The 19,337-nt window shown below is 59.8% G+C and carries 18 protein-coding genes; 12 read left to right on the forward strand and 6 right to left on the reverse strand.

Translation table 11 applies throughout. The annotated features are described in order from the left end of the window. Nucleotides 1-4 precede the first annotated feature (4 nt). The 12 genes from btuD to ACMGG9_RS10055 all read left to right on the forward strand — a co-directional run bounded on the left by btuD (nucleotide 5) and on the right by ACMGG9_RS10055 (nucleotide 13,203). On the forward strand, nucleotides 5-760 hold the full coding sequence (btuD, locus tag ACMGG9_RS10000) for a vitamin B12 ABC transporter ATP-binding protein BtuD (RefSeq protein ID WP_046898513.1): 756 nt from the start codon (nucleotides 5-7) through the stop codon (nucleotides 758-760). A gap of 401 nt (nucleotides 761-1,161) precedes the next feature. Beyond that, nucleotides 1,162-2,316, forward strand: coding sequence for a UDP-4-amino-4-deoxy-L-arabinose aminotransferase (arnB, locus tag ACMGG9_RS10005; RefSeq protein ID WP_047026209.1), 1,155 nt, complete (start codon nucleotides 1,162-1,164; stop codon nucleotides 2,314-2,316). After that, entirely contained in the window at nucleotides 2,303-3,283 is a 981-nt protein-coding gene (arnC, locus tag ACMGG9_RS10010) for an undecaprenyl-phosphate 4-deoxy-4-formamido-L-arabinose transferase (protein WP_033642884.1), read from the forward strand. Before arnB ends, arnC begins: the two co-directional genes overlap by 14 nt. Next, the gene (gene arnA / locus ACMGG9_RS10015; RefSeq protein WP_033644264.1) at nucleotides 3,283-5,265 is read left to right on the forward strand and encodes a bifunctional UDP-4-amino-4-deoxy-L-arabinose formyltransferase/UDP-glucuronic acid oxidase ArnA; all 1,983 of its coding nucleotides are present in this window, start codon (nucleotides 3,283-3,285) and stop codon (nucleotides 5,263-5,265) included. Before arnC ends, arnA begins: the two co-directional genes overlap by 1 nt. Further along, complete coding sequence (gene arnD, locus ACMGG9_RS10020) at nucleotides 5,262-6,167, forward strand: 4-deoxy-4-formamido-L-arabinose-phosphoundecaprenol deformylase (RefSeq protein WP_033652453.1); 906 nt, start codon at nucleotides 5,262-5,264, stop codon at nucleotides 6,165-6,167. Before arnA ends, arnD begins: the two co-directional genes overlap by 4 nt. Further along, nucleotides 6,164-7,828, forward strand: a complete 1,665-nt coding sequence (arnT, locus tag ACMGG9_RS10025; RefSeq protein ID WP_033652452.1) for a lipid IV(A) 4-amino-4-deoxy-L-arabinosyltransferase — start codon at nucleotides 6,164-6,166, stop codon at nucleotides 7,826-7,828. The genes arnD and arnT overlap by 4 nt, the downstream gene beginning before the upstream one ends. Further along, nucleotides 7,825-8,169 (forward strand): 4-amino-4-deoxy-L-arabinose-phosphoundecaprenol flippase subunit ArnE, encoded by a 345-nt coding sequence (arnE, locus tag ACMGG9_RS10030; RefSeq protein WP_033642887.1) that lies wholly within the window; start codon nucleotides 7,825-7,827, stop codon nucleotides 8,167-8,169. The genes arnT and arnE overlap by 4 nt, the downstream gene beginning before the upstream one ends. Continuing rightward, nucleotides 8,166-8,558 carry a 4-amino-4-deoxy-L-arabinose-phosphoundecaprenol flippase subunit ArnF gene (arnF, locus tag ACMGG9_RS10035; RefSeq protein ID WP_033642888.1) on the forward strand — a complete coding sequence of 131 codons (393 nt, stop codon included), beginning with the start codon at nucleotides 8,166-8,168 and terminating at the stop codon, nucleotides 8,556-8,558. Before arnE ends, arnF begins: the two co-directional genes overlap by 4 nt. Before the next feature lie 176 nt (nucleotides 8,559-8,734). Next, a complete protein-coding gene (locus tag ACMGG9_RS10040) occupies nucleotides 8,735-9,199 on the forward strand; it encodes an NlpC/P60 family protein (RefSeq protein WP_016927954.1) in 465 nt (154 codons plus the stop codon). Between the two features lie 59 nt (nucleotides 9,200-9,258). Then, nucleotides 9,259-10,272: a lipoate--protein ligase A gene (locus tag ACMGG9_RS10045; protein ID WP_033642890.1), complete on the forward strand. Its 1,014-nt coding sequence runs from the start codon at nucleotides 9,259-9,261 to the stop codon at nucleotides 10,270-10,272. A gap of 511 nt (nucleotides 10,273-10,783) precedes the next feature. Next, entirely contained in the window at nucleotides 10,784-11,515 is a 732-nt protein-coding gene (locus tag ACMGG9_RS10050) for an EAL domain-containing protein (protein ID WP_033642891.1), read from the forward strand. Nucleotides 11,516-11,760: 245 nt separating this feature from the next. Beyond that, nucleotides 11,761-13,203, forward strand: a complete 1,443-nt coding sequence (locus ACMGG9_RS10055) for a protein adenylyltransferase SelO (protein WP_414162132.1) — start codon at nucleotides 11,761-11,763, stop codon at nucleotides 13,201-13,203. 37 nt (nucleotides 13,204-13,240) lie between these two features. On the opposite strand, the gene ACMGG9_RS10060 is transcribed toward ACMGG9_RS10055, so the two are convergent. From ACMGG9_RS10060 to hemP, 6 genes are all read right to left on the reverse strand, one after another. Next, nucleotides 13,241-14,026, reverse strand: coding sequence for a heme ABC transporter ATP-binding protein (locus ACMGG9_RS10060; RefSeq protein WP_346405503.1), 786 nt, complete (start codon nucleotides 14,024-14,026; stop codon nucleotides 13,241-13,243). Next, nucleotides 14,019-15,023 carry a FecCD family ABC transporter permease gene (locus ACMGG9_RS10065; RefSeq protein ID WP_414162133.1) on the reverse strand — a complete coding sequence of 335 codons (1,005 nt, stop codon included), beginning with the start codon at nucleotides 15,021-15,023 and terminating at the stop codon, nucleotides 14,019-14,021. Before ACMGG9_RS10065 ends, ACMGG9_RS10060 begins: the two co-directional genes overlap by 8 nt. Beyond that, nucleotides 15,023-15,853: a heme/hemin ABC transporter substrate-binding protein gene (locus tag ACMGG9_RS10070; RefSeq protein ID WP_033642895.1), complete on the reverse strand. Its 831-nt coding sequence runs from the start codon at nucleotides 15,851-15,853 to the stop codon at nucleotides 15,023-15,025. Before ACMGG9_RS10070 ends, ACMGG9_RS10065 begins: the two co-directional genes overlap by 1 nt. Next, on the reverse strand, nucleotides 15,850-16,887 hold the full coding sequence (locus ACMGG9_RS10075; protein ID WP_414162134.1) for a hemin-degrading factor: 1,038 nt from the start codon (nucleotides 16,885-16,887) through the stop codon (nucleotides 15,850-15,852). The genes ACMGG9_RS10070 and ACMGG9_RS10075 overlap by 4 nt, the downstream gene beginning before the upstream one ends. A gap of 66 nt (nucleotides 16,888-16,953) precedes the next feature. Then, complete coding sequence (locus ACMGG9_RS10080; protein ID WP_033642897.1) at nucleotides 16,954-19,038, reverse strand: TonB-dependent hemoglobin/transferrin/lactoferrin family receptor; 2,085 nt, start codon at nucleotides 19,036-19,038, stop codon at nucleotides 16,954-16,956. Between the two features lie 94 nt (nucleotides 19,039-19,132). Then, entirely contained in the window at nucleotides 19,133-19,315 is a 183-nt protein-coding gene (gene hemP, locus ACMGG9_RS10085; protein ID WP_016927944.1) for a hemin uptake protein HemP, read from the reverse strand. Nucleotides 19,316-19,337: the final 22 nt, after the last annotated feature.

The raw sequence follows: 19,337 nt of genomic DNA on the forward strand, positions 1-19,337 counted from the left end.
ACGGATGCTGCAACTCGTTGAGGTTGGGGTGGCGGGGCGCCTGGCGCCTTTTTCGGCACAGATTGACGGCGGGTTGCAGGTTCACCTGATCGGCCCAAACGGCGCCGGGAAGAGCACTCTGCTGGCGCGGGTGGCGGGCATGCTGCCGGGGCTGGGCGAGGTTCGTCTGGACGGACGCGCGCTCTCCGATTATCCGGGGAGCGAACTGGCATCCCGGCGCGGTTACCTCAGCCAGCAACAGCCGCCGGTGTCGCTGATGCCGGTGTTTCAGTATTTGGCGCTGCACCGGCCTGCGGCGGCGACGCAAACCGATGTGGAGCACGCCATCCTCTATCTGTGCCGGCGGTTGAAGCTGGTGGATAAGCTGTCACGCACGCTGACGCAGCTTTCTGGAGGAGAATGGCAACGGGTGCGGCTGGCGGCGGTCTTGCTGCAGGTGTGGCCCAGCGTCAATCCGCACAGCCGATTGTTGTTGCTGGATGAGCCGACCAACAGCCTGGATGTGGCGCAGAAAGTCGCGCTGGATCGCCTGCTGCGCGAATTCTGCCAGAGCGGGCGCAGCGCGCTGGTATGCGCGCACGATCTGAATCACACCCTGCAGCAGGCCGATCGGGTTTGGTTGCTGCATGCCGGCCGGTTGGTGGCGCAGGGCGTCACGCGTGAAGTGATGGCGCCCGCGCTGCTGTCGCAGATTTATGAAGTGGATTTCCAGCTGCAATGGGTCGGGGACCAGCGTTGGATCATGACCCGCACGGCTTAATTAACCCGGTCGGCGGGGCGCAACGTAAACGGAAACTAAACATAGTGAATATAAATAGTCAGATAAGCATCGGCGAATATTGTGCGGTCTCTCATTTTCATACCGATTTTCTTGAAAAACGTCGATGACGTGCTACGCTTGATTCGGCAAAAATAAAATACGTAAGTAATTATTAAAAAATATAAGAAATTGATTTACATAATAAAATTAAATTAATGATGACGGCACCTTCCTATCAGTTCTCCCACTGATGACAAGTCTCGTCTTAAGGTTTAGTTAAGCTTGCGGCCTTACATTGGCAGTTAATCCACGGAAACGATTCTTCTCTGGCGTTTAATATTCGTTAAACGAAAGGGATTTACAGTGTCATCAAAAGCAGTTCGATACGTTTGGGGTTAACTATGGATCAATTTTTACCTTTCTCTCGTCCAGCCATCGGCGATGAAGAAATCGCCGCGGTAGAGAAAGTGTTGCGTTCCGGTTGGATCACCACCGGCCCGCAAAATCAGCAACTGGAAAGCGACTTCTGTTCCACCTTCGGCTGTAAGCACGCCATCGCCGTCAGTTCAGCCACAGCGGGCATGCACATCACTTTGATGGCGCTGGGCGTGGGGCCCGGCGATGAAGTCATCACCCCTTCCCAAACCTGGGTTTCCACCCTCAACATGATCGAACTGCTGGGCGCTACGCCGGTAATGATCGACGTTGACCGTGAGACCTTGATGGTCAGCGCCGCCGACGTTGAGGCTGCCATCACCCCGAAAACCAAAGCGATTGTTCCGGTGCATTATGCCGGCGCCCCCCTGCAGATGGACGCTTTGCGCGCCGTGGCCGAACGCCATGGTCTGCCGTTAATCGAAGACGCCGCCCATGCGGTCGGCACGCGTTACAACGGCGAATGGGTCGGCGCGCGCGGCACGGCGATTTTCTCGTTCCACGCGATTAAGAACGTGACCTGCGCCGAAGGCGGCCTGATCGCCACCGACGACGATGCGCTGGCGGATCGCCTGCGTTGCCTGAAGTTCCACGGCCTGGCCGTCGATGCCTTCGATCGCCAGCAGCTGGGCCGCAAACCGCAGGCCGAAGTGGTGGAGCCGGGGTACAAATACAACCTGTCCGACATTCACGCGGCGATCGCCGTGGTGCAACTGTCGCGCTTCGCCGAGCTGAACGCGCGCCGTAAGGCGCTGGCGCAGCGCTACCTGAGCGCGCTGGAAGGCTCGCCGTTCCAGCCGTTGGGCGTGCCGGATTATCCGCATGACCACGCCTGGCACCTGTTTATGGTGCGCGTCGATCCCGAGCGCTGCGGCCTCGATCGCGACCAGCTGATGGAGCGCCTGAAAGAGGTTGGCATCGGCACCGGGCTGCATTTCCGTGCGGCGCACACCCAGAAATTCTACCGTGAGCGCTATCCGCAGCTGTCGTTGCCGAATACCGAATGGAACTCGGCGCGGCTGTGCACCTTACCGCTATTCCCTGACATGACCGACGCCGATGTGGATCGCGTGGTCAATGCCTTGTCTTCTGTTGTGGAGTCTTTACGTGTCTCGCGTTGAACCGATCAAAAAAGTGTCGATAGTCATCCCGGTATACAACGAGCAGGAAAGCCTGCCTGCGTTGCTGGAGCGCACTACCGCCGCCTGTAAGCAGTTATCCCAACCTTATGAAATCATTCTCGTCGACGATGGCAGCAGCGACAACTCCGCTGACATGCTGACCGCGGCGGCCGAAAAGCCGGACAGTCACGTGATTGCCGTCCTGCTTAACCGCAACTATGGCCAACATTCGGCGATCATGGCCGGTTTCAATCAGGTGACCGGCGATCTGGTGATTACCCTTGACGCCGATCTGCAGAACCCGCCGGAGGAAATCCCTCGGCTGGTCAGCGTGGCGGAAGAGGGCTATGACGTGGTGGGCACCGTGCGCGCCAACCGTCAGGACTCCTGGTTCCGCAAAAGCGCTTCGCGCGTGATCAACATGATGATTCAACGCGCCACCGGCAAATCGATGGGGGACTACGGCTGCATGCTGCGCGCCTACCGTCGTCATATCGTTGAGGCGATGCTGCACTGCCATGAGCGCAGCACCTTCATCCCGATCCTGGCGAATACCTTCGCCCGTCGCACGACCGAGATCGACGTGCGTCACGCCGAGCGCGAGTTCGGCGACTCCAAATACAGCCTGATGAAGCTGATCAACCTGATGTATGACCTGATCACCTGTCTGACCACTACGCCGCTGCGTTTGCTCAGCGTGGTCGGCAGCATCGTGGCGCTGTCCGGGTTCGTGTTGGCGCTGGTGCTGATCGCGCTGCGTCTGCTGCTCGGTCCTGAATGGGCCGCCGGCGGCGTGTTCACGCTTTTCGCCGTCCTGTTCACCTTTATCGGCGCCCAGTTTGTCGGCATGGGGCTACTGGGTGAATACATCGGCCGCATCTATACCGACGTGCGCGCACGTCCTCGCTATTTTGTTCAGAAAGTGGTCGGCGTACAGCAAGACCACAATACTCAGGAAGAAGAATGATGAAAGCTATTGTATTTGCTTACCATGATATTGGCTGCGCAGGTCTGAAAGCGCTGACTGAGGCGGGTTATGACGTGCAGGCTGTGTTCACGCACACCGACGACCCAGGTGAGAACAACTTCTTCTCCTCCGTGGCCCGTTTGGGCGCCGAATTGGATCTGCCGGTCTATGCGCCGGAAGACGTGAACCACCCGCTGTGGGTTGATCGCATTCGCGAACTGCAGCCGGACGTGATCTTCTCGTTCTACTATCGTCACATGCTGAGCGACGAGATCTTGTCGCTGGCCCCGTTGGGCGGTTTCAACCTGCATGGTTCGCTGCTGCCGCGCTACCGTGGCCGCGCGCCGGTGAACTGGGCGTTGGTGAATGGCGAAACCGAAACCGGCGCCACCCTGCACAAAATGGTGAAACGCCCTGACGCCGGCGACATTGTGGGCCAGCAGAAAGTGGCTATCGCCGACAACGACACCGCGCTGACGCTGCACAAAAAAGTGCTGGAAGCCGCACAGGCCGTGTTGAAAGAGCAGCTGCCGAAGCTGAAGAACGGCACCGCCACTTTTACCAAGCAGGATGAGTCTCAGGCCAGCTACTTCGGGCGCCGCACCGCGGCGGACGGCGAGATCTTGTGGCACAAATCCGCCAAAGAGATCAACAACCTGGTGCGCGCCGTCACTGAACCGTACCCGGGGGCATTCAGCTACCTCGGCCAGCGCAAGCTGATCGTCTGGCGTTCCCGCGTGCTGGATACCCAACACGATAAACAACCGGGCACCGTGCTGAGCACCGCCCCGCTGGTCATCGCCTGTGGCGAAGGCGCGCTGGAAATCGTCGCCGGGCAGAACGAAAGTGGCCTGTACGTGCAGGGCAGCCGCCTGGCGCAGGAAATGGGCATCGTCACCGACGTGCGTCTGGCCGCCAAGCCTAACGCCGTGATGAAACGCCGCACCCGCGTGCTGATCCTCGGGGTCAACGGTTTCATCGGCAACCACCTGACCGAGCGTCTGCTGCGCGACGATCGTTACGACATCTACGGTCTGGATATCGGCTCTGACGCCATCAGCCGCTTCCTCGACAACCCGCGCTTCCACTTCGTGGAAGGCGACATCAGCATCCACTCCGAGTGGATCGAGTATCACATCAAGAAATGCGACGTGGTGCTGCCGCTGGTGGCGATCGCGACGCCGATCGAATACACCCGTAACCCGCTGCGCGTGTTCGAGCTGGACTTCGAAGAGAACCTGAAGATCGTTCGCGACTGCGTGAAATACAACAAGCGCATCATCTTCCCGTCCACCTCCGAAGTGTACGGCATGTGCGACGACAAAGAGTTCGATGAAGACCATTCGCGTCTGATCGTCGGGCCAATCAACAAACAACGCTGGATCTACTCGGTCTCCAAACAGCTGCTGGATCGGGTGATCTGGGCTTACGGCGCCAAAGAAGGCCTGAAGTTCACGCTGTTCCGTCCGTTCAACTGGATGGGGCCGCGTCTGGATAACCTGGACGCCGCGCGCATCGGTTCTTCCCGCGCCATCACCCAGCTGATCCTCAACCTGGTAGAAGGTTCGCCGATCAAACTGATGGACGGCGGCGCACAGAAGCGTTGCTTCACCGACATCAACGACGGCATCGAAGCGCTGTTCCGCATCATTGAGAACCGCGACGGCCTGTGTGACGGCCAGATCGTCAACATCGGCAACCCGACCAACGAAGCGAGCATTCGTGAGCTGGCGGAAATGCTGCTGGAAAGCTTCAACAACCACCCGCTGCGCGACCGCTTCCCGCCGTTTGCCGGCTTCAAGGACGTGGAGAGCAGCAGCTACTACGGTAAAGGTTACCAGGACGTCGAGCACCGCACGCCGAGCATCAAGAACGCGCGCCGCCTGCTGGGCTGGCAGCCGACCATCGAGATGAAGCAAACCGTCGCCGATACGCTGGACTACTTCCTGCGCACTACCGTTCAGGAAGGGAACGATGCATGAAGAAAGTCGGTCTGCGGGTTGATGTAGATACCTTCAGCGGCACCCGTGAAGGGGTGCCGCAGTTGCTGGACCTGTTCGAAAAGTACGACATTCAGGCCAGCTTCTTCTTCAGCGTGGGACCGGACAACATGGGGCGCCATCTTTGGCGCCTTTTGCGTCCGAAATTTCTGTGGAAAATGCTGCGCTCGAACGCCGCTTCGCTGTACGGCCTGGATATTCTGCTGGCCGGCACCGCGTGGCCGGGGCGCAACATTTCACGCGCGCTGGGGCCGCTGATGAAGCGCACCGCCGAAGCCGGCCATGAAGTCGGGCTGCACGCCTGGGATCACCAGGGATGGCAGGCCAACGTCGGCAAATGGAGCGAGGCGCAGCTGACCGAACAGGTGCAGCGGGGCGTCGATGCCCTGAGCGCCAGCACCGGCCAGCCGGTGAAATGCTCCGCCGTAGCAGGGTGGCGTGCCGACACGCGCGTGCTGGAGGTCAAGCAGCGCTTCGGCTTCCATTACAACAGCGATTGCCGCGGCACCCATCCGTTCCGTCCGGTGCTGAGCGACGGGCGTCACGGTACGGTGCAGATCCCGGTGACGTTGCCGACCTTCGACGAAGTGATCGGCAGCGAAGTCAGCATGGCCGACTTTAACGACTACATTCTGCGCGCCATCGAGAACGATCGCGGCGTACCGGTGTACACCATTCACACCGAAGTGGAAGGCATGTCGCAAGCGGCGATGTTCGAACAGTTATTGCAACGCGCACGGCAGCAGGGCATCGAATTCTGCCCGCTGAGCGCGCTGTTACCGCAAGATTTGGCGTCACTGCCGTTGGGCCGCATCAAGCGCGCTCCTTTCCCCGGCCGCGAAGGTTGGCTGGGCTGTCAAACCGATGTGAAGGACGTTACATGAAGGCGCTAAAAGGATCCTGGGCCATTCTGCTGGCCGTTTTTTTTGCTCTGGTCTATCTGATCCCGCTTAACGGTCGCCTGCTGTGGCAGCCGGATGAAACGCGTTATGCCGAGATCAGCCGTGAAATGCTGCAACGCGGCGATTGGGTGGTGCCGCACCTGCTGGGGCTGCGCTATTTCGAGAAGCCGGTAGCGGGATACTGGTTTAATAACATCAGCCAGTGGCTGTTCGGGGAAAACAACTTTGCGGTGCGGTTCGGCTCGGTGTTCAGCACCGGCATGACCGCGCTGCTGGTGTTCGCGCTGGCGATGCTGATGTGGCGCAATGCGCGCCGCGCCAGCCTGGCGATGCTGATGTTCCTGTCGATGGTGCTGGTGTTCAGCATCGGCACTTACAGCGTGCTGGATCCGATGATTTCGCTGTGGCTGGCGGCGGCAATGGTCAGCTATTACCTGACGCTGAAAGCCACCTCGGTCAAAGGCAAGCTGGGCGCCTACGCCTTGCTGGGCTTGGCCTGCGGCATGGGCTTTATGACCAAGGGCTTCCTAGCGCTGGCGGTGCCGGTGATTGCGGTGATCCCGATTGTCATTCAGCAACGTCGCATCAAGGATCTGCTGTGCTACGGCCCGGTGGCGATCGTGACCGCCACATTGCTCAGCCTGCCGTGGGCGCTGGCGATCGCGCAACGTGAGCCCGATTTCTGGAATTACTTCTTCTGGGTCGAACACATTCAGCGCTTCGCCGAAGATAACGCCCAGCACAAGGCGCCATTCTGGTATTACCTGCCGATCCTGCTGGCGGCGGTGTTGCCGTGGCTGGCGCTGCTGCCCGGCGCGCTGCTCAAAGGTTGGCGCGAACGCGTGCAGCGCCCGGAGCTGTTCTTCCTGCTGAGCTGGGCGATGATGCCGCTGATCTTCTTCAGCATCGCCAAAGGCAAGCTGCCGACCTATATTCTGCCGTGCATGGCGCCGCTGGCGCTGCTGATGACCGCCTATGCGGAAGACTATGCCGCCACGCTGCGCGCCAGGCTGTTTAAGGCCAACGCCTGGCTGAACGGCCTGTTCGGGCTGATTGGCATCGTGGCGCTGGTGGTGTTGAGCTCCGGTTTGCTGCCGAAAGCGCATCTGTTTACTCCGCAGGAGTGGCCGAAAGTGGTACTCGGCCTGATCGCGTTCGGCGGTTGGCTGCTGTTCGCGCTGGTCTCCGCGCGCGATAACGGCCGCCAATGGCGTTGGGCGGCCGCTTGCCCGGTGCTGCTGTGCCTGGTGATCGGTTACGCGATTCCGCAGCAGGTGACCGATTCCAAACTGCCGCAGAACTTCGCCCGCGCCACGATGGCCGAACTGGGCGACAGCCGTTACGTGCTGACCGACAGCGTCGGGGTGGCGGCCGGCCTGGCCTGGGAACTCAAGCGCAGCGACGTGCTGATGTACAGCCAGAAAGGCGAGGTGGCCTATGGTCTGGAGTATCCGGACGCCAAAGGGCACCTGATCAGCGACGCCGACTTCCCGCAGTGGCTGGCGCAGGCGCGCAAGCAGGGGAATGTGTCGCTGGTGTTGCAGCTCTCCCGCGGCGAAGCGCTGCCGCAGGAACTGCCTGCCGCAGACAAGGTGGATCGCATGAACCGTCTGGTGCTGATGTGGTATAAACAGCAACCATGATCGGTTTTCTGTTGGTGATAGTGGTCAGTCTGCTCACCTGTGGTGGGCAGCTGTGCCAGAAGCAGGCGGCGCACTGCTGGGAACGGGCGGACGAGGCGCGGCTCAAGCAGACGCTGCGTTGGCTGGCGCTGGCGGTGCTGTTGCTGGGGCTGGGCATGGCGGTGTGGCTCAATGTGCTGCAACGCCTGCCGCTCAGCCTGGCTTACCCGATGCTCAGCCTTAACTTCGTGATGGTGACGCTGGCCGCGCGCTGGCTGTTTCATGAGCCGACGACCGCGCGCCATTGGTGTGGCGTGGCGTCGATTATGCTGGGGATCCTGCTGATGAGCGTGCATTCATGAAGGGCTATGCCTGGGGCGCTGCCAGCGTACTGCTGGTGACGCTGGCGCAGTTGCTGATGAAGTGGGGCATGGTTCAGATCCCGCTGATGTCGTTCGCCGACGTCTCGCTGACGCTGATCGGCGACTACTGGCTGCCGCTGCTGGCGGTGGGCGGCGGCATCTTTGGCTATGCGCTGTCGATGCTGTGTTGGTTCTTTGCGCTGCGCCATCTGCCGTTAAACCGCGCTTATCCTCTGCTGAGCGTCAGCTATGCGCTGGTTTACCTGGCGGCGGTGATCCTGCCGTGGTTTAACGAATCCGCTACGCTGCTGAAAACGTTGGGCACGCTGTTTATTCTGTTCGGCGTCTGGCTGATTAACAGCAAATCCGAGACCAAATCGCCGCAATAGGGCCAAAACCGGCGATCCTGCTATTATCTCCCTCATGGCGCTTGCCTTTTTCCCCGTGCGGGAGATAAATTAACGCGAAATAGCGCTTTCCTTACGTGGTGCCGGCTTTGCCTCGCAGGCAGTGTAGTGGTGTACCGAATGGCATAATGCGGCAACGTGTTCAATGAAGGGATATTATGCGGATGCGTGTGTGGTTTTTATTAGCCAGTTTAATCCTCGCCGGTTGCAGCAGCCATGCGCCGCCACCCAGCGGCCGCCTGGCGGATTCTATCGTGGTGGTGGCTCAGCTCAATGAACAACTGCGCCAGTGGTACGGCACGCCATACCGTTACGGCGGCCTGGATCGCGGCGGCGTGGATTGCTCCGGCTTTGTTTACCGCACGTTCCGCGATCGCTTCGATATGCAGCTGCCCCGTTCGACCGAAGAGCAAACCTCGCTGGGCACCAAGGTCTCGCGCGACGAACTGATGCCGGGCGATCTGGTGTTTTTCAAAACCGGCGGCGGTGAGAACGGTCTGCACGTCGGCATTTACGATACCAACGACCAATTTATCCACGCTTCGACCAGCCGCGGGGTGATCCGCTCCTCGCTCGATAACGTTTACTGGAAACGGGTGTACTGGCAGGCGCGGCGCATTTAGCCTTAACCCGTTGATTTGGTGTATCATGGCGGCATCACGTGTTTTGAACGGTGCCTGCCATGAACAGTCTGCGTTTACTGATCTCCGACTCCTACGATCCCTGGTTCAACCTGGCGGTGGAAGAGTGCATCTTCCGCGAAATGACTACGCAAAAAATCCTCTTCCTGTGGCGTAATGCCGAAACGGTGGTGATCGGCCAGTCGCAGAACCCCTGGAAAGAGTGCAACACCCGGCGTATGGAACAGGATGGCATTCGGCTGGCGCGGCGCAGCAGCGGCGGCGGGGCGGTATTCCACGATTTGGGCAACACCTGTTTCACCTTTATGGCCGGCAAGCCGGGGTACGATAAAAGCGTCTCCACGAACATCATTCTGCAAGCGCTGCGGCAGTTGGGCGTAACGGCCGACGCATCGGGGCGCAATGACCTGGTGATGGAAACTGCCGATGGGCCGCGCAAAATATCCGGCTCCGCCTATCGCGAAACGCAGGATCGCGGTTTCCACCACGGCACGCTGCTGCTGAATGCCGATCTGGAGCGGCTGGCGGACTACCTCAATCCGGATCCCAAAAAACTGCAGGCCAAGGGCATCACCTCGGTACGTTCACGCGTCGCCAACCTGGCGGAGTTTTTGCCGGGCATCAGCCATGAGCAGGTGTGTGAGGCGATCGTGCAGGCCTTCTTCGCCCACTATGGCGAGACGGCCGAGCCGGAGATCATTTCGCCGGATGTATTCCCCGATCTGCCCGATTTTGCCGCGCAGTTTGCCAAACAGAGCAGTTGGGAATGGAATTTCGGCAAGGCGCCGGCGTTCAGCCATCTGCTAAATGAACGCTTCGTCTGGGGTGGTGTGGACCTGTTCTTTGATGTCGAGAAGGGGACAATTGTTCGTGCGCAGGTATTCACCGACAGCCTGAATCCGGCTCCGCTACAGCGGTTGGCGGACATGCTGGTGGGCTGCGCGTATCGCAGTGAGCCCGTCGCCGCCTGCTGCGACCGCCTGGTGGCGGCCTATCCGCAACAGGCGGCTGAATTGACCGAGCTGCGGCAATGGCTGAGCGATACCATCCGCTAGCCGGGCGGTCTGGCTGCGAGGGGATGAGCGTGCTCATCCCTTTTTTTATCGCTGAAAGCGACGTTTCGCTGGGCGTAGCGCAGATTTTCTGAAAATCAAGGTGGGCATTTTTTCAGGTTTTCAATGCTGCGAATAACGGGCGGAATTGATGCGTTATTAAATTTAATCAGTCATCGTTAACGGCCGGAAAAATTGGCGTTAAGTCAGAAAGATTATTTTACTTTATTTAGGATTTTTCTTAATTAAAACAAAGGAGATAAGTCAAATTTGACCTCAAATCCATTCCACTTAAGCCAAATATCTTTTCGCATCACGCGCCGAACGAGAAAACTGGCATAAGTGCGGCTGCTTTTCTTTGCGCCGTTCGCGATTGTCGTATAGCTTTAATCTATCAATTAAATGATATTTTACGAGCATTTGCATTGATATTTCCGATTAATCCCAGAAGGATTGATCGATAAAATATATTGATATACGATGATACGCTAGCCATTCATCCTGTGGCATTAAAATGAACATCCAACTCGAAGCTGACTTTATTAGTAGCTATGTTTTTCAACCTGTTTACTCAATGGAGGGCGGGCTGTTGGCGGTGGAAATGTTGAGCCGTTTCAACAGTCTCGACGGTGATTTAGCCATGCCGGCCGAAATTGGGATTAATTTATTGGCGCCTGAACAAAGGATTGAGTTATTTAATGAGCAATTGAGACTGGCGGAGCAGCATGCTGCCTGGTTTACCGGTAACAGCGTGCAGTTGACCATCAATATCGAAGAAACCATCGTCGAGCTTATTCTTTCCGATCCGGCCTTGTGCCAGAGGATCCGGCAATATCCTTTTATTGCATTTGAAATGAGTGAGAGTTTTCCGAATCTTTCTGCCGGAAAGAACAATACGAGCGTGCGGCGATTAAGCGAATTGTTTACGCTGTGGCTCGATGATTTCGGTTCCGGTAAAGCCACGCTGACCGCGTTGTACGATGGTTTGTTTGACTACGTAAAGATAGACAAGCGTTTTTACTGGCAGCTGTTTACCCATCAGGGGTATGACGTGGTCATCGACTCGTTGTTAAAGAATATCAACCTGTTGTGTAAAGGCGTGATCGTCGGAGGAATAGAGAAAAAAGAGTACTTTAATAAACTCAGATACGCCGGTGTTTTAGGCCTGCAAGGTTTTTTATGGCCCAGCGTTGGTGTGGATAATCTGCAAGCTTTGCTGGCGATGCCCAGCGAGTTCAATAATTAAGAAGTGATGCAAAAAAACTACACACAATGAGGTAAATAAGCGACGGGGTGATGTTTAGCGTGATTCAGTCGCCGTTATTCACCCACGTTTTTGCTGATAACCGCGTTTGTCAGCCGACGTTCAGCGCGTTTCCTCACGCGAAACCTCCCGCATCCGTTCTGGCGACAGGCGGATGCGTTCTCCCTGCATTCCTTCGGTGTTAATCCTCCCGTTCAGGCTCTACACTACGCTGAAACGGAGGGCCTATGCCGCAATTCGATAACGCTTACTATCAACAATTACCCGGTTTTTACACCGCCCTGAACCCGACGCCGCTCAAGGATGCGCGCCTGCTGTACCACAGTGAGCCGCTGGCGCGCGAGCTGGGGCTGGATGACAGTTGGTTTACTCAGGATAAAACCCCGATTTGGGCGGGGGAAACGCTGCTGCCGGGCATGCAGCCGTTGGCACAGGTGTACAGTGGCCACCAGTTCGGCGTCTGGGCCGGGCAACTGGGCGATGGGCGCGGCATTTTGCTGGGCGAACAAGTCCTGGCGGACGGCAGTCACCGTGACTGGCACCTGAAGGGCGCCGGGCTGACGCCGTATTCACGCATGGGGGATGGCCGCGCGGTGCTGCGTTCGGTTGTCCGCGAGTTTCTGGCCTCTGAGGCGTTGCACCATCTGGGGAGCCCCACCACGCGTGCGTTAACTATTGTCACCAGTCAACAACCGGTATACCGCGAGCAGCCGGAACGCGGCGCGATGCTGCTGCGGGTGGCGGAAAGCCATGTGCGCTTCGGTCACTTCGAACACTTTTATTACCGCAAACAGCCGGAGCAGGTGCGGCAGCTGGCGGATTTCGTCATCGCCCGTCACTGGCCGCAGTTGCAGGATCAGGCCGATCGTTACCTGTTGTGGTTTACCGACGTGGTCGAACGCACGGCGCGCCTGATCGCCCATTGGCAAACCGTCGGATTCGCCCACGGCGTGATGAACACCGACAACATGTCGATTCTCGGCATCACCATCGATTACGGCCCTTACGGCTTCCTCGATGACTATCAGCCCGGCTATATCTGTAACCATTCCGACCATCAAGGGCGTTACGCCTTTGATAATCAGCCGGCGGTGGCGTTATGGAACCTGCATCGCCTGGCGCAAACCTTGTCGGGGCTGATGACTGCCGAACAGCTGCAGCAGGCGTTGGCGGCGTATGAACCGGCGTTGATGCGCGCCTATGGCGAACAGATGCGCGCCAAACTGGGCTTCTTCACGCCGACGGCGCAGGATAACGACGTGCTGACCGGCCTGTTGAGCCTGATGGCCCAGGAAGGGCGGGACTATACCCGCACGTTCCGCCTGTTGAGCGAAACCGAACAGCAACAGGCGCAGTCGCCGCTGCGCGATGAGTTTATCGACCGCGCGGCCTTCGACGCCTGGTATCAGCAATATCGTCAGCGTTTGCAGCAGGAGCAGGTCAGCGACGCGGAGCGGCAACGGGCGATGAAGGCGGTGAACCCACGGCTGATCCTGCGCAACTACCTGGCCCAGCAAGCGATTGAGGATGCGGAGAAAGACGACGTCGGCCGTTTGCAGCGGTTGCATCAGGCCTTGCTGCGGCCGTTCGACGATGCGCCGGAGTATGACGATCTCGCCGCGCTGCCGCCGGACTGGGGCAAACATCTGGAGATTTCCTGTTCCAGCTGAGATGAAAAAAGGGCGCCTCATGGCGCCCTTGAACGTTTCATTGGCGCAGATAGACCTGCGGCAACGACACTTCGGGATGATGAATCACGCCGAGATCGGCCTGGTACCAGCGGGTGAGGATTTCCGTCTGCAACACTTCCTGCGGTGTGCCGCTCGCCACCAAGCGCCCCTGATGCAACAGCAGGATGCGGTCGGCGTACAGCGCCGCCAGATTGAGATCGTGCAGCACACAGCAGACGCCCAGCGGCTGTTGGCGCGTCAACGAGCGCAGCAGGCGCAGGGTATGCTGCTGGTGGTAAAGATCCAACGCCGAAGTCGGCTCGTCGAGGAACAGCCAGGCGGGGGACGGCTGCGGCTGCCACAGCTGCGCCAATACCCGAGCCAGTTGCACCCGCTGCTGTTCGCCGCCGGACAGCTGACGATAGTCGCGCTGTGCCAGCGCCAGGCAATCGGTCTGCACCATCACCTGTTGGATCGCCTGGTGCTCGTCGCGTTTGCCGTGCGGCGCGCGTCCCATGCTGACCACTTCTTCCACGCTGAAGGGAAACGCCAGATCGCTGTATTGACGCATCACGGCTCGGACTTTGGCCAACTGCTGCGGCGCCCAGTGTTCCAGCGGGCGGCCAAGCAGCCGGCATTCGCCACAGTCCGGCGTCAAATAGCCGGTCAGCAAACGCAGCAGCGTCGATTTGCCGGCGCCGTTAGGGCCGATAATCGCCACCATTTCACCGCCGGCGAGGCTGAGCGAAACATCGTTGATCAAGCGGCGCGTACCGAGGCTGTAGCGCAACTCCCGGGCCGTGAGGTTGGCGGCGTTATCCACTGGTTCGCTCCCGCTGGCGCATCACCAGCCACAAGAAGTAAGGGCCGCCGATCAGGCTGGTCATCAATCCCACCGGCATTTCGGCCGGCGCCACCAGCGTGCGCGCCAGCGTGTCGCTGACCAGTAGCAGGCAGGCGCCGCCCAGGGCGGAGCAGGGCAGCAGCCAGCGGTGATCCCCGCCGAGGCGCATGCGCACCAGATGCGGCACCACCAGACCGACGAAGCCGATCACGCCGCTCATCGCCACCGCCGCGCCGATCAACAGGGCGCTCAACAGCAGCAGCTGCAGCTTGGCGCGCTGAACGCTCACCCCGAGGTAGTGTGCCTCTTCGTCCCCCAGCTGTAACAGGTTCAGACGACGCGCCTGCAGCAGCGTCAGCAGTGCCGTGGGCAGGATCAGCGAGGCGGAAACGGCCAGCGTCGGCCATTGCGACTGGCTGAGGCTGCCCATCATCCACAGCGAGAATTGGCGCAGCTGTTGATCGCTGCTGATGTAGGAGAGCACGCCGATGGCAGCCATACACAGGGCGTTGATCGCGATGCCCGCCAGCAGCAGCCGCGACAGATTGCCGTGCCCGCTGCGGCTGATGCCGTAGATCAACAGCGATACCAGCAGGCTGCCGAGGAACGCCGCCAGCATGTGGCCATACAACGCGATCGTCACCGGCAACGCCAGCGGCATCACGATGAACAGCGCGACAAACAGCGCGCCGCCGCTGCTGATGCCCAGCAGGCTCGGATCCGCCAGCGGATTGCGGAACAGCCCCTGCATTACCGCGCCGGATACCGCCAGCGCACAGCCGATCACCACCGCCAACAGCACGCGCGGCAGACGAATGTTCAGCCAGATGTGCCAGGCGGCGTCGCTGAAGGGTTCGCGCCACAGGGTGCCAAACGACAGCGTCAGCGCGCCCAGGTTAGCGGCGACCAGCGCCAGCAGCGTCAGCAGCACCAGCAGGCCGATGATGGCTAACTGAGGCGAGGTGCGACAGCGCATTACTTTTGCTCCGCCGCGTGGCGCAGTTTGGCCAGCGCCGCCGGCGTTTCCAGACCGAAGCCCAGCAGCGCCATGTCATCGACGATCAGCACGCGACGCTGCTTGCCTGCCGGCGTCAACGCCAGACCCGGCAACGTCCACAGTTGCTGTTCGCCGCCGAGGGTGCGTACGCCGTCGGTGGTGACCAGCAACAGATCCGGCGCGCTGGCGATGACGCCTTCCTGCGACAGCGGACGGTAGCGGTCAAAACCCTGCATGGCGTTTTTCAGTCCGGCGGCGGCGATCACCGCGTCGGCGGCGGTGTGTTGCCCGGCCGCCATCGGCGTAATGCCGCCGTGGCTCATCACAAACAGCACCTTGACCGGCAGCGGAGTGGTATCGACCGCCGCCAGCTGCTGTTGATAGCGCTCGCTCAACTGCTTGCCTTGCTCATCACGCTGCAGCGCGGCGGCGATCGCGGCGATTTTTTGCGGCACCGCCTGCAGGGTGGTGTCACCCGGCACGCTGACGACCTTGACACCGCTGTCCGCCAGTTGTTTGAGCACCAGCGCCGGCTGCGCCAGCTCGGTCGTCAGCACCAGCGTCGGTTTCAGCGCCAGAATGCCTTCGGCGTTCAGCTGGCGCATGTAGCCGACGTCCGGCAGCTTTTTCACCGCTTCCGGATGCAGGCTGGTGCTGTCGCGGGCGATCACGTCGTCGCCGGCGCCGAGCGCAAAGGCGATTTCCGTCACGTCGCCGCCGATCGAGACGATGCGCTGTGCGGCGGCGGCGGTGAGCGGCAGCGTCAGCGTCACCATCAACGCCAGGCGGCGGATCAAGGAGGATTTCATGCGGCGATGTCCTTGGCGGCGAGCGCGGCGACCTGCTCGCGCCACTGGGTTTGTTCCGGTTGGCCTTCGGTGCGCTGGCCATACAGCTGCGCGATCTGCGTGCCATCTGCGGCGAACAGCTCCAGGCTGGTGACGATGCCGTCTTTGGTCGGTTTGCGGGTGATCCAGCTTTCGGCGATGGCGTTTTCAATCAGGTGCAGCGTGAAGCGGCGGTTGAACACGTTGATCCAGCCTTCCTGCGGCATCAAGCGTTCGATCTGGCCGGTGAAAATCTGCACGCAGCCACGGTTGCCGACGAAGATCATGATCTCATTTTGCTGTTGCTGCGCCGCCTCCAGCAGTTGCGACAGCGCGCTGTTGTCCACCTGATAGGCCAGATCGTCGCCGACGGCGCGGAAGGCCTGCTGGCGCGTCAGCTTATTGCGGCTCAGCAGCTGGAAGAACTGGTGCACGTCGGTCATCGCGCGCCATTCAGCGTCGATTTTGGCCTGATCCTGCGTGGCTTCATCGGAGGTGGCCGCCTCGACGGGCTGCAGCGCCAGCGCCGGGTTTTCTTCGCTCAGGTGGCGTTCCACCAGCGCCATCCAGGCCGGCAGATCGGTTTCCTCGGTGGTGTAGACCTTGTGCAGCGCATCGCCCTGCGGGTCAAAGAACTGAATGCTGTGGCGCACGCCGCGCTTGTTGGGTTCGCTCATGGCGAAGACGCTGGTCCAGTGGTTGAGGAACAGGCGCAGATCCAGCTCGCGCGGGTTGAGGATCAGCCCGGCGTGGCCGTTGAGGTGCTGGTTGCGGTAGCGGCCCATCTGCTCATGCACCGCATAGCTGTTGCGGGTGATGGACTTGGTGACGCCCACTTGCTCGAGTTCGGTCAGCAACGTGCGGGCGTCGGCCTGCAGGCGGCGTGCGTCGTGGCCAACGCGGGCGTGCGTCAGCTCTGCTTCGCTGACGCCAAGGATCGCCGCCAGATCGCGGGCGTATTTGCCGGGATGGTCGATTTTAGCCTGTTGGTAACGTTCGTACAGGGTGTTGCTCATGCGGGATTCTCCTGCGCTGTGATGCGAATGGCGGACACACCGGATGTCCGCCAGATAGTCAAATGATCACCACTGGTAGCTGACCAGCAGTTTGGCGTTGCGGCCATCCTGCGGGACGCCCTGCGGCGAGTAATATTCTTTGTCGAAGGCGTTGCCCAGCACCACGGTGGTGGTGACGCCCTGCAGACGGTCGCGGCCTTTGTAGCTCAGATAGAAGTCGTTAACCCCGTAGCCGCCTTGCTCCGGCGTGCCCGTCTGCACGCGGGTGGCGCGTTCGGCGAAGGTGGCGACCCAACCGGCGGACAGACCGGTTTCGCCCAGCGGCACATCCAGCGAGCTGGTGACGGTGTCCGGATTGATGCTGCTCAACCAGTCACCGGTCGCTTCATTTTTGCCGCGGGTGCGGTTATAAGCCAAATCCCAGCCGAACCAAGAGGTTTTATAGCTGAGCGTAGCGTCCCATCCCCAGATTTTTGCGCGATCGATATTGGTCGAGAAGGTGGTGCAACTGATGCAGTAAGGGCCGCGCGGGCCGCGTCCCAGCTCCATGGTGACGTCGGTTGTGATGTAATCCTTGGCTTTGGTATCGAAATAGCTCGCTTTGAACTGCAAGCTATCATCGGCGAGCAGCAGATCGTCGAAACGCAGACCAAATCCGTACTCTTGAGTTTCATTGGTTTCCGGTTTCAAATTAGGGTTCGGCACCCAATAGTTGGTGATGGTGGTAGGCCCCATTGGGATGGAGAAGTGTTTGGAGTCGTTGTACATCTCACCCATCGTCGGTGCGCGGAACGCCTGAGAATAGGAGCCGAACAGCATCAGCCAGTCGGTGGGGGTAATGCTGACTGCGCCGCGTGAGGACCATTTGTTCGCATCCACATCGGCATAGCCGTCACTTGAGCCCTTGTAATTGTCATAGCGGGTGCCGGCGAGCAGGGTGACGGGCAGATCGCGCAGCGTGATTTCGTCCTGCAGCCAGCCTGAAGCGAAGTTGATTTTTGCGTGCGGGAAACTTTCGGTCGCTCCGCCCGGCGTTTGCTCCTGTTTGTAAGCCTCGGTGCCGTAGGTCAACAGGTGCGAAGCGAAAGTATCTGCAAACAGGCGTGTGCGGTTTTCGAGTTTGGCGCCTTTAGTGGTTTGTTTGCGCGCTTCATCTTCGCTGCCGCTGGCGTGCGCGTTAATTTTCACGTCCGAGTAATACACTTTCGCTTCAGCATCCAGCCAATCCTGGCCGACCGGCTTCAGTTTGTAACTCAGAGCCGCGTCGCGTTGGATCGTCGAACGATCGGTCATTAAGTTTCCAGCGGAGCTGGCTGGCGTTTGTGGGTTTTTCGGCTCTTGGGCGCTGTTGTTGTAGTAACGAAGGTTGCCGCCCAGCGACTGGTTGTCGTCGATCTTCCAGGTGCCTTTGGCCAGCACGTTGTTGATGGTTTCGTCGTTGGGGGCATCGAAGCCATTGCCCTGGCGCAGATTGCCGACGTCGCGGGTGCCGAACGACAGCAGGCCGTCGAGGTTATCGGTCTTGCCGTAGGCGCTGGCGCCCATGCCCAAGCTGTGATCGCCGCTGCCGGCGGTGCCGTAGACGCGGAACCCGCTGTCGTGGCCTGGCAACAGCAGGTCGGCGGCGTCGACAGTTTCATAAGACACTACGCCACCCAACGCGCCGCTGCCGTACAGCAGGGCAGAAGGGCCGCGCACGATTTCGATGCGCTTCACCAACGCAGGATCTAAAAATGTGCCGTTAATATGGCCGGTATCGGTGCCCTGGCGGATGCCGTCGACCAGCGTTAGCACGCCGCGTCGGTCGTAACCGCGCATCATGAGATCCTGCCCATTGCTGCGGCCGGAGCCCGTGACGGTAATACCCGGCACGCGGCGCAGCATATCGGCAGCGGTCCCCGCAGTTTGGCTTTCCGGCGAACTGCCTTCGATGACCGTCACCATCATCGGCGCTTCAAAGCTGCTGCGCTGATTGCCGGTGGCGACCACGGTCATGGTTTCGTCAGCGGCTTTGGCTTTTTTGGCCGGCGTCGCGGGGGAAGAAGAGGGTGTCGTGCTGGTGTTTTGTGCCAAGGCCACCGTAGGCAGAGCGCAGGCAATCGCCAGACTCAACGCGGAAAAACGCAGCCGGGTGGAAAATGTCAGAGGCATGGTGCAACTCTCCGTATGTAATGAAACATATCAATAGATTTGCTGGCTGCCTGGATCACAAGATCGGGGTGGCTGGCGTTTGAGGATTCTGTGGTTATTTGGTCAGGATCAATTTCCCTGCCTTGGTCTGCCGCAGTTGATAGCGCTGGCCCTGATGGGTAATGAACGCGATGCCGTCGGCGCCGAGCAGCTGTGCGCTGTCGTAGCTGGGCGGCGCGTTTGCGCTGTGCTCGGTCGGGGCCGCGGCGGCGGGAGTTGGCGTGTTGGCAGTATCCATCATCTTTGTGCTTATAAAACAG

It is taken from the genome of Serratia sp. BNK-10 (assembly GCF_047456065.1).
GTDB classification, from domain to species: domain Bacteria; phylum Pseudomonadota; class Gammaproteobacteria; order Enterobacterales; family Enterobacteriaceae; genus Serratia; species Serratia ureilytica.

What these genes read in the sequence shown, in the direction of transcription:
- btuD (WP_046898513.1), top strand. Translation starts at nt 5, where the DNA reads ATGCTGCAACTCGTTGAGGTTGGGGTGGCGGGGCGCCTGGCGCCTTTT.
- arnB (WP_047026209.1), top strand. Translation starts at nt 1,162, where the DNA reads ATGGATCAATTTTTACCTTTCTCTCGTCCAGCCATCGGCGATGAAGAA.
- arnA (WP_033644264.1), top strand. Translation starts at nt 3,283, where the DNA reads ATGAAAGCTATTGTATTTGCTTACCATGATATTGGCTGCGCAGGTCTG.
- arnD (WP_033652453.1), top strand. Translation starts at nt 5,262, where the DNA reads ATGAAGAAAGTCGGTCTGCGGGTTGATGTAGATACCTTCAGCGGCACC.
- arnT (WP_033652452.1), top strand. Translation starts at nt 6,164, where the DNA reads ATGAAGGCGCTAAAAGGATCCTGGGCCATTCTGCTGGCCGTTTTTTTT.
- arnE (WP_033642887.1), top strand. Translation starts at nt 7,825, where the DNA reads ATGATCGGTTTTCTGTTGGTGATAGTGGTCAGTCTGCTCACCTGTGGT.
- arnF (WP_033642888.1), top strand. Translation starts at nt 8,166, where the DNA reads ATGAAGGGCTATGCCTGGGGCGCTGCCAGCGTACTGCTGGTGACGCTG.
- ACMGG9_RS10040 (WP_016927954.1), top strand. Translation starts at nt 8,735, where the DNA reads ATGCGGATGCGTGTGTGGTTTTTATTAGCCAGTTTAATCCTCGCCGGT.
- ACMGG9_RS10045 (WP_033642890.1), top strand. Translation starts at nt 9,259, where the DNA reads ATGAACAGTCTGCGTTTACTGATCTCCGACTCCTACGATCCCTGGTTC.
- ACMGG9_RS10050 (WP_033642891.1), top strand. Translation starts at nt 10,784, where the DNA reads ATGAACATCCAACTCGAAGCTGACTTTATTAGTAGCTATGTTTTTCAA.
- ACMGG9_RS10055 (WP_414162132.1), top strand. Translation starts at nt 11,761, where the DNA reads ATGCCGCAATTCGATAACGCTTACTATCAACAATTACCCGGTTTTTAC.
- ACMGG9_RS10065 (WP_414162133.1), bottom strand. Translation starts at nt 15,023, where the DNA reads ATGCGCTGTCGCACCTCGCCTCAGTTAGCCATCATCGGCCTGCTGGTG.
- ACMGG9_RS10070 (WP_033642895.1), bottom strand. Translation starts at nt 15,853, where the DNA reads ATGAAATCCTCCTTGATCCGCCGCCTGGCGTTGATGGTGACGCTGACG.
- ACMGG9_RS10075 (WP_414162134.1), bottom strand. Translation starts at nt 16,887, where the DNA reads ATGAGCAACACCCTGTACGAACGTTACCAACAGGCTAAAATCGACCAT.
- ACMGG9_RS10080 (WP_033642897.1), bottom strand. Translation starts at nt 19,038, where the DNA reads ATGCCTCTGACATTTTCCACCCGGCTGCGTTTTTCCGCGTTGAGTCTG.
- hemP (WP_016927944.1), bottom strand. Translation starts at nt 19,315, where the DNA reads ATGGATACTGCCAACACGCCAACTCCCGCCGCCGCGGCCCCGACCGAG.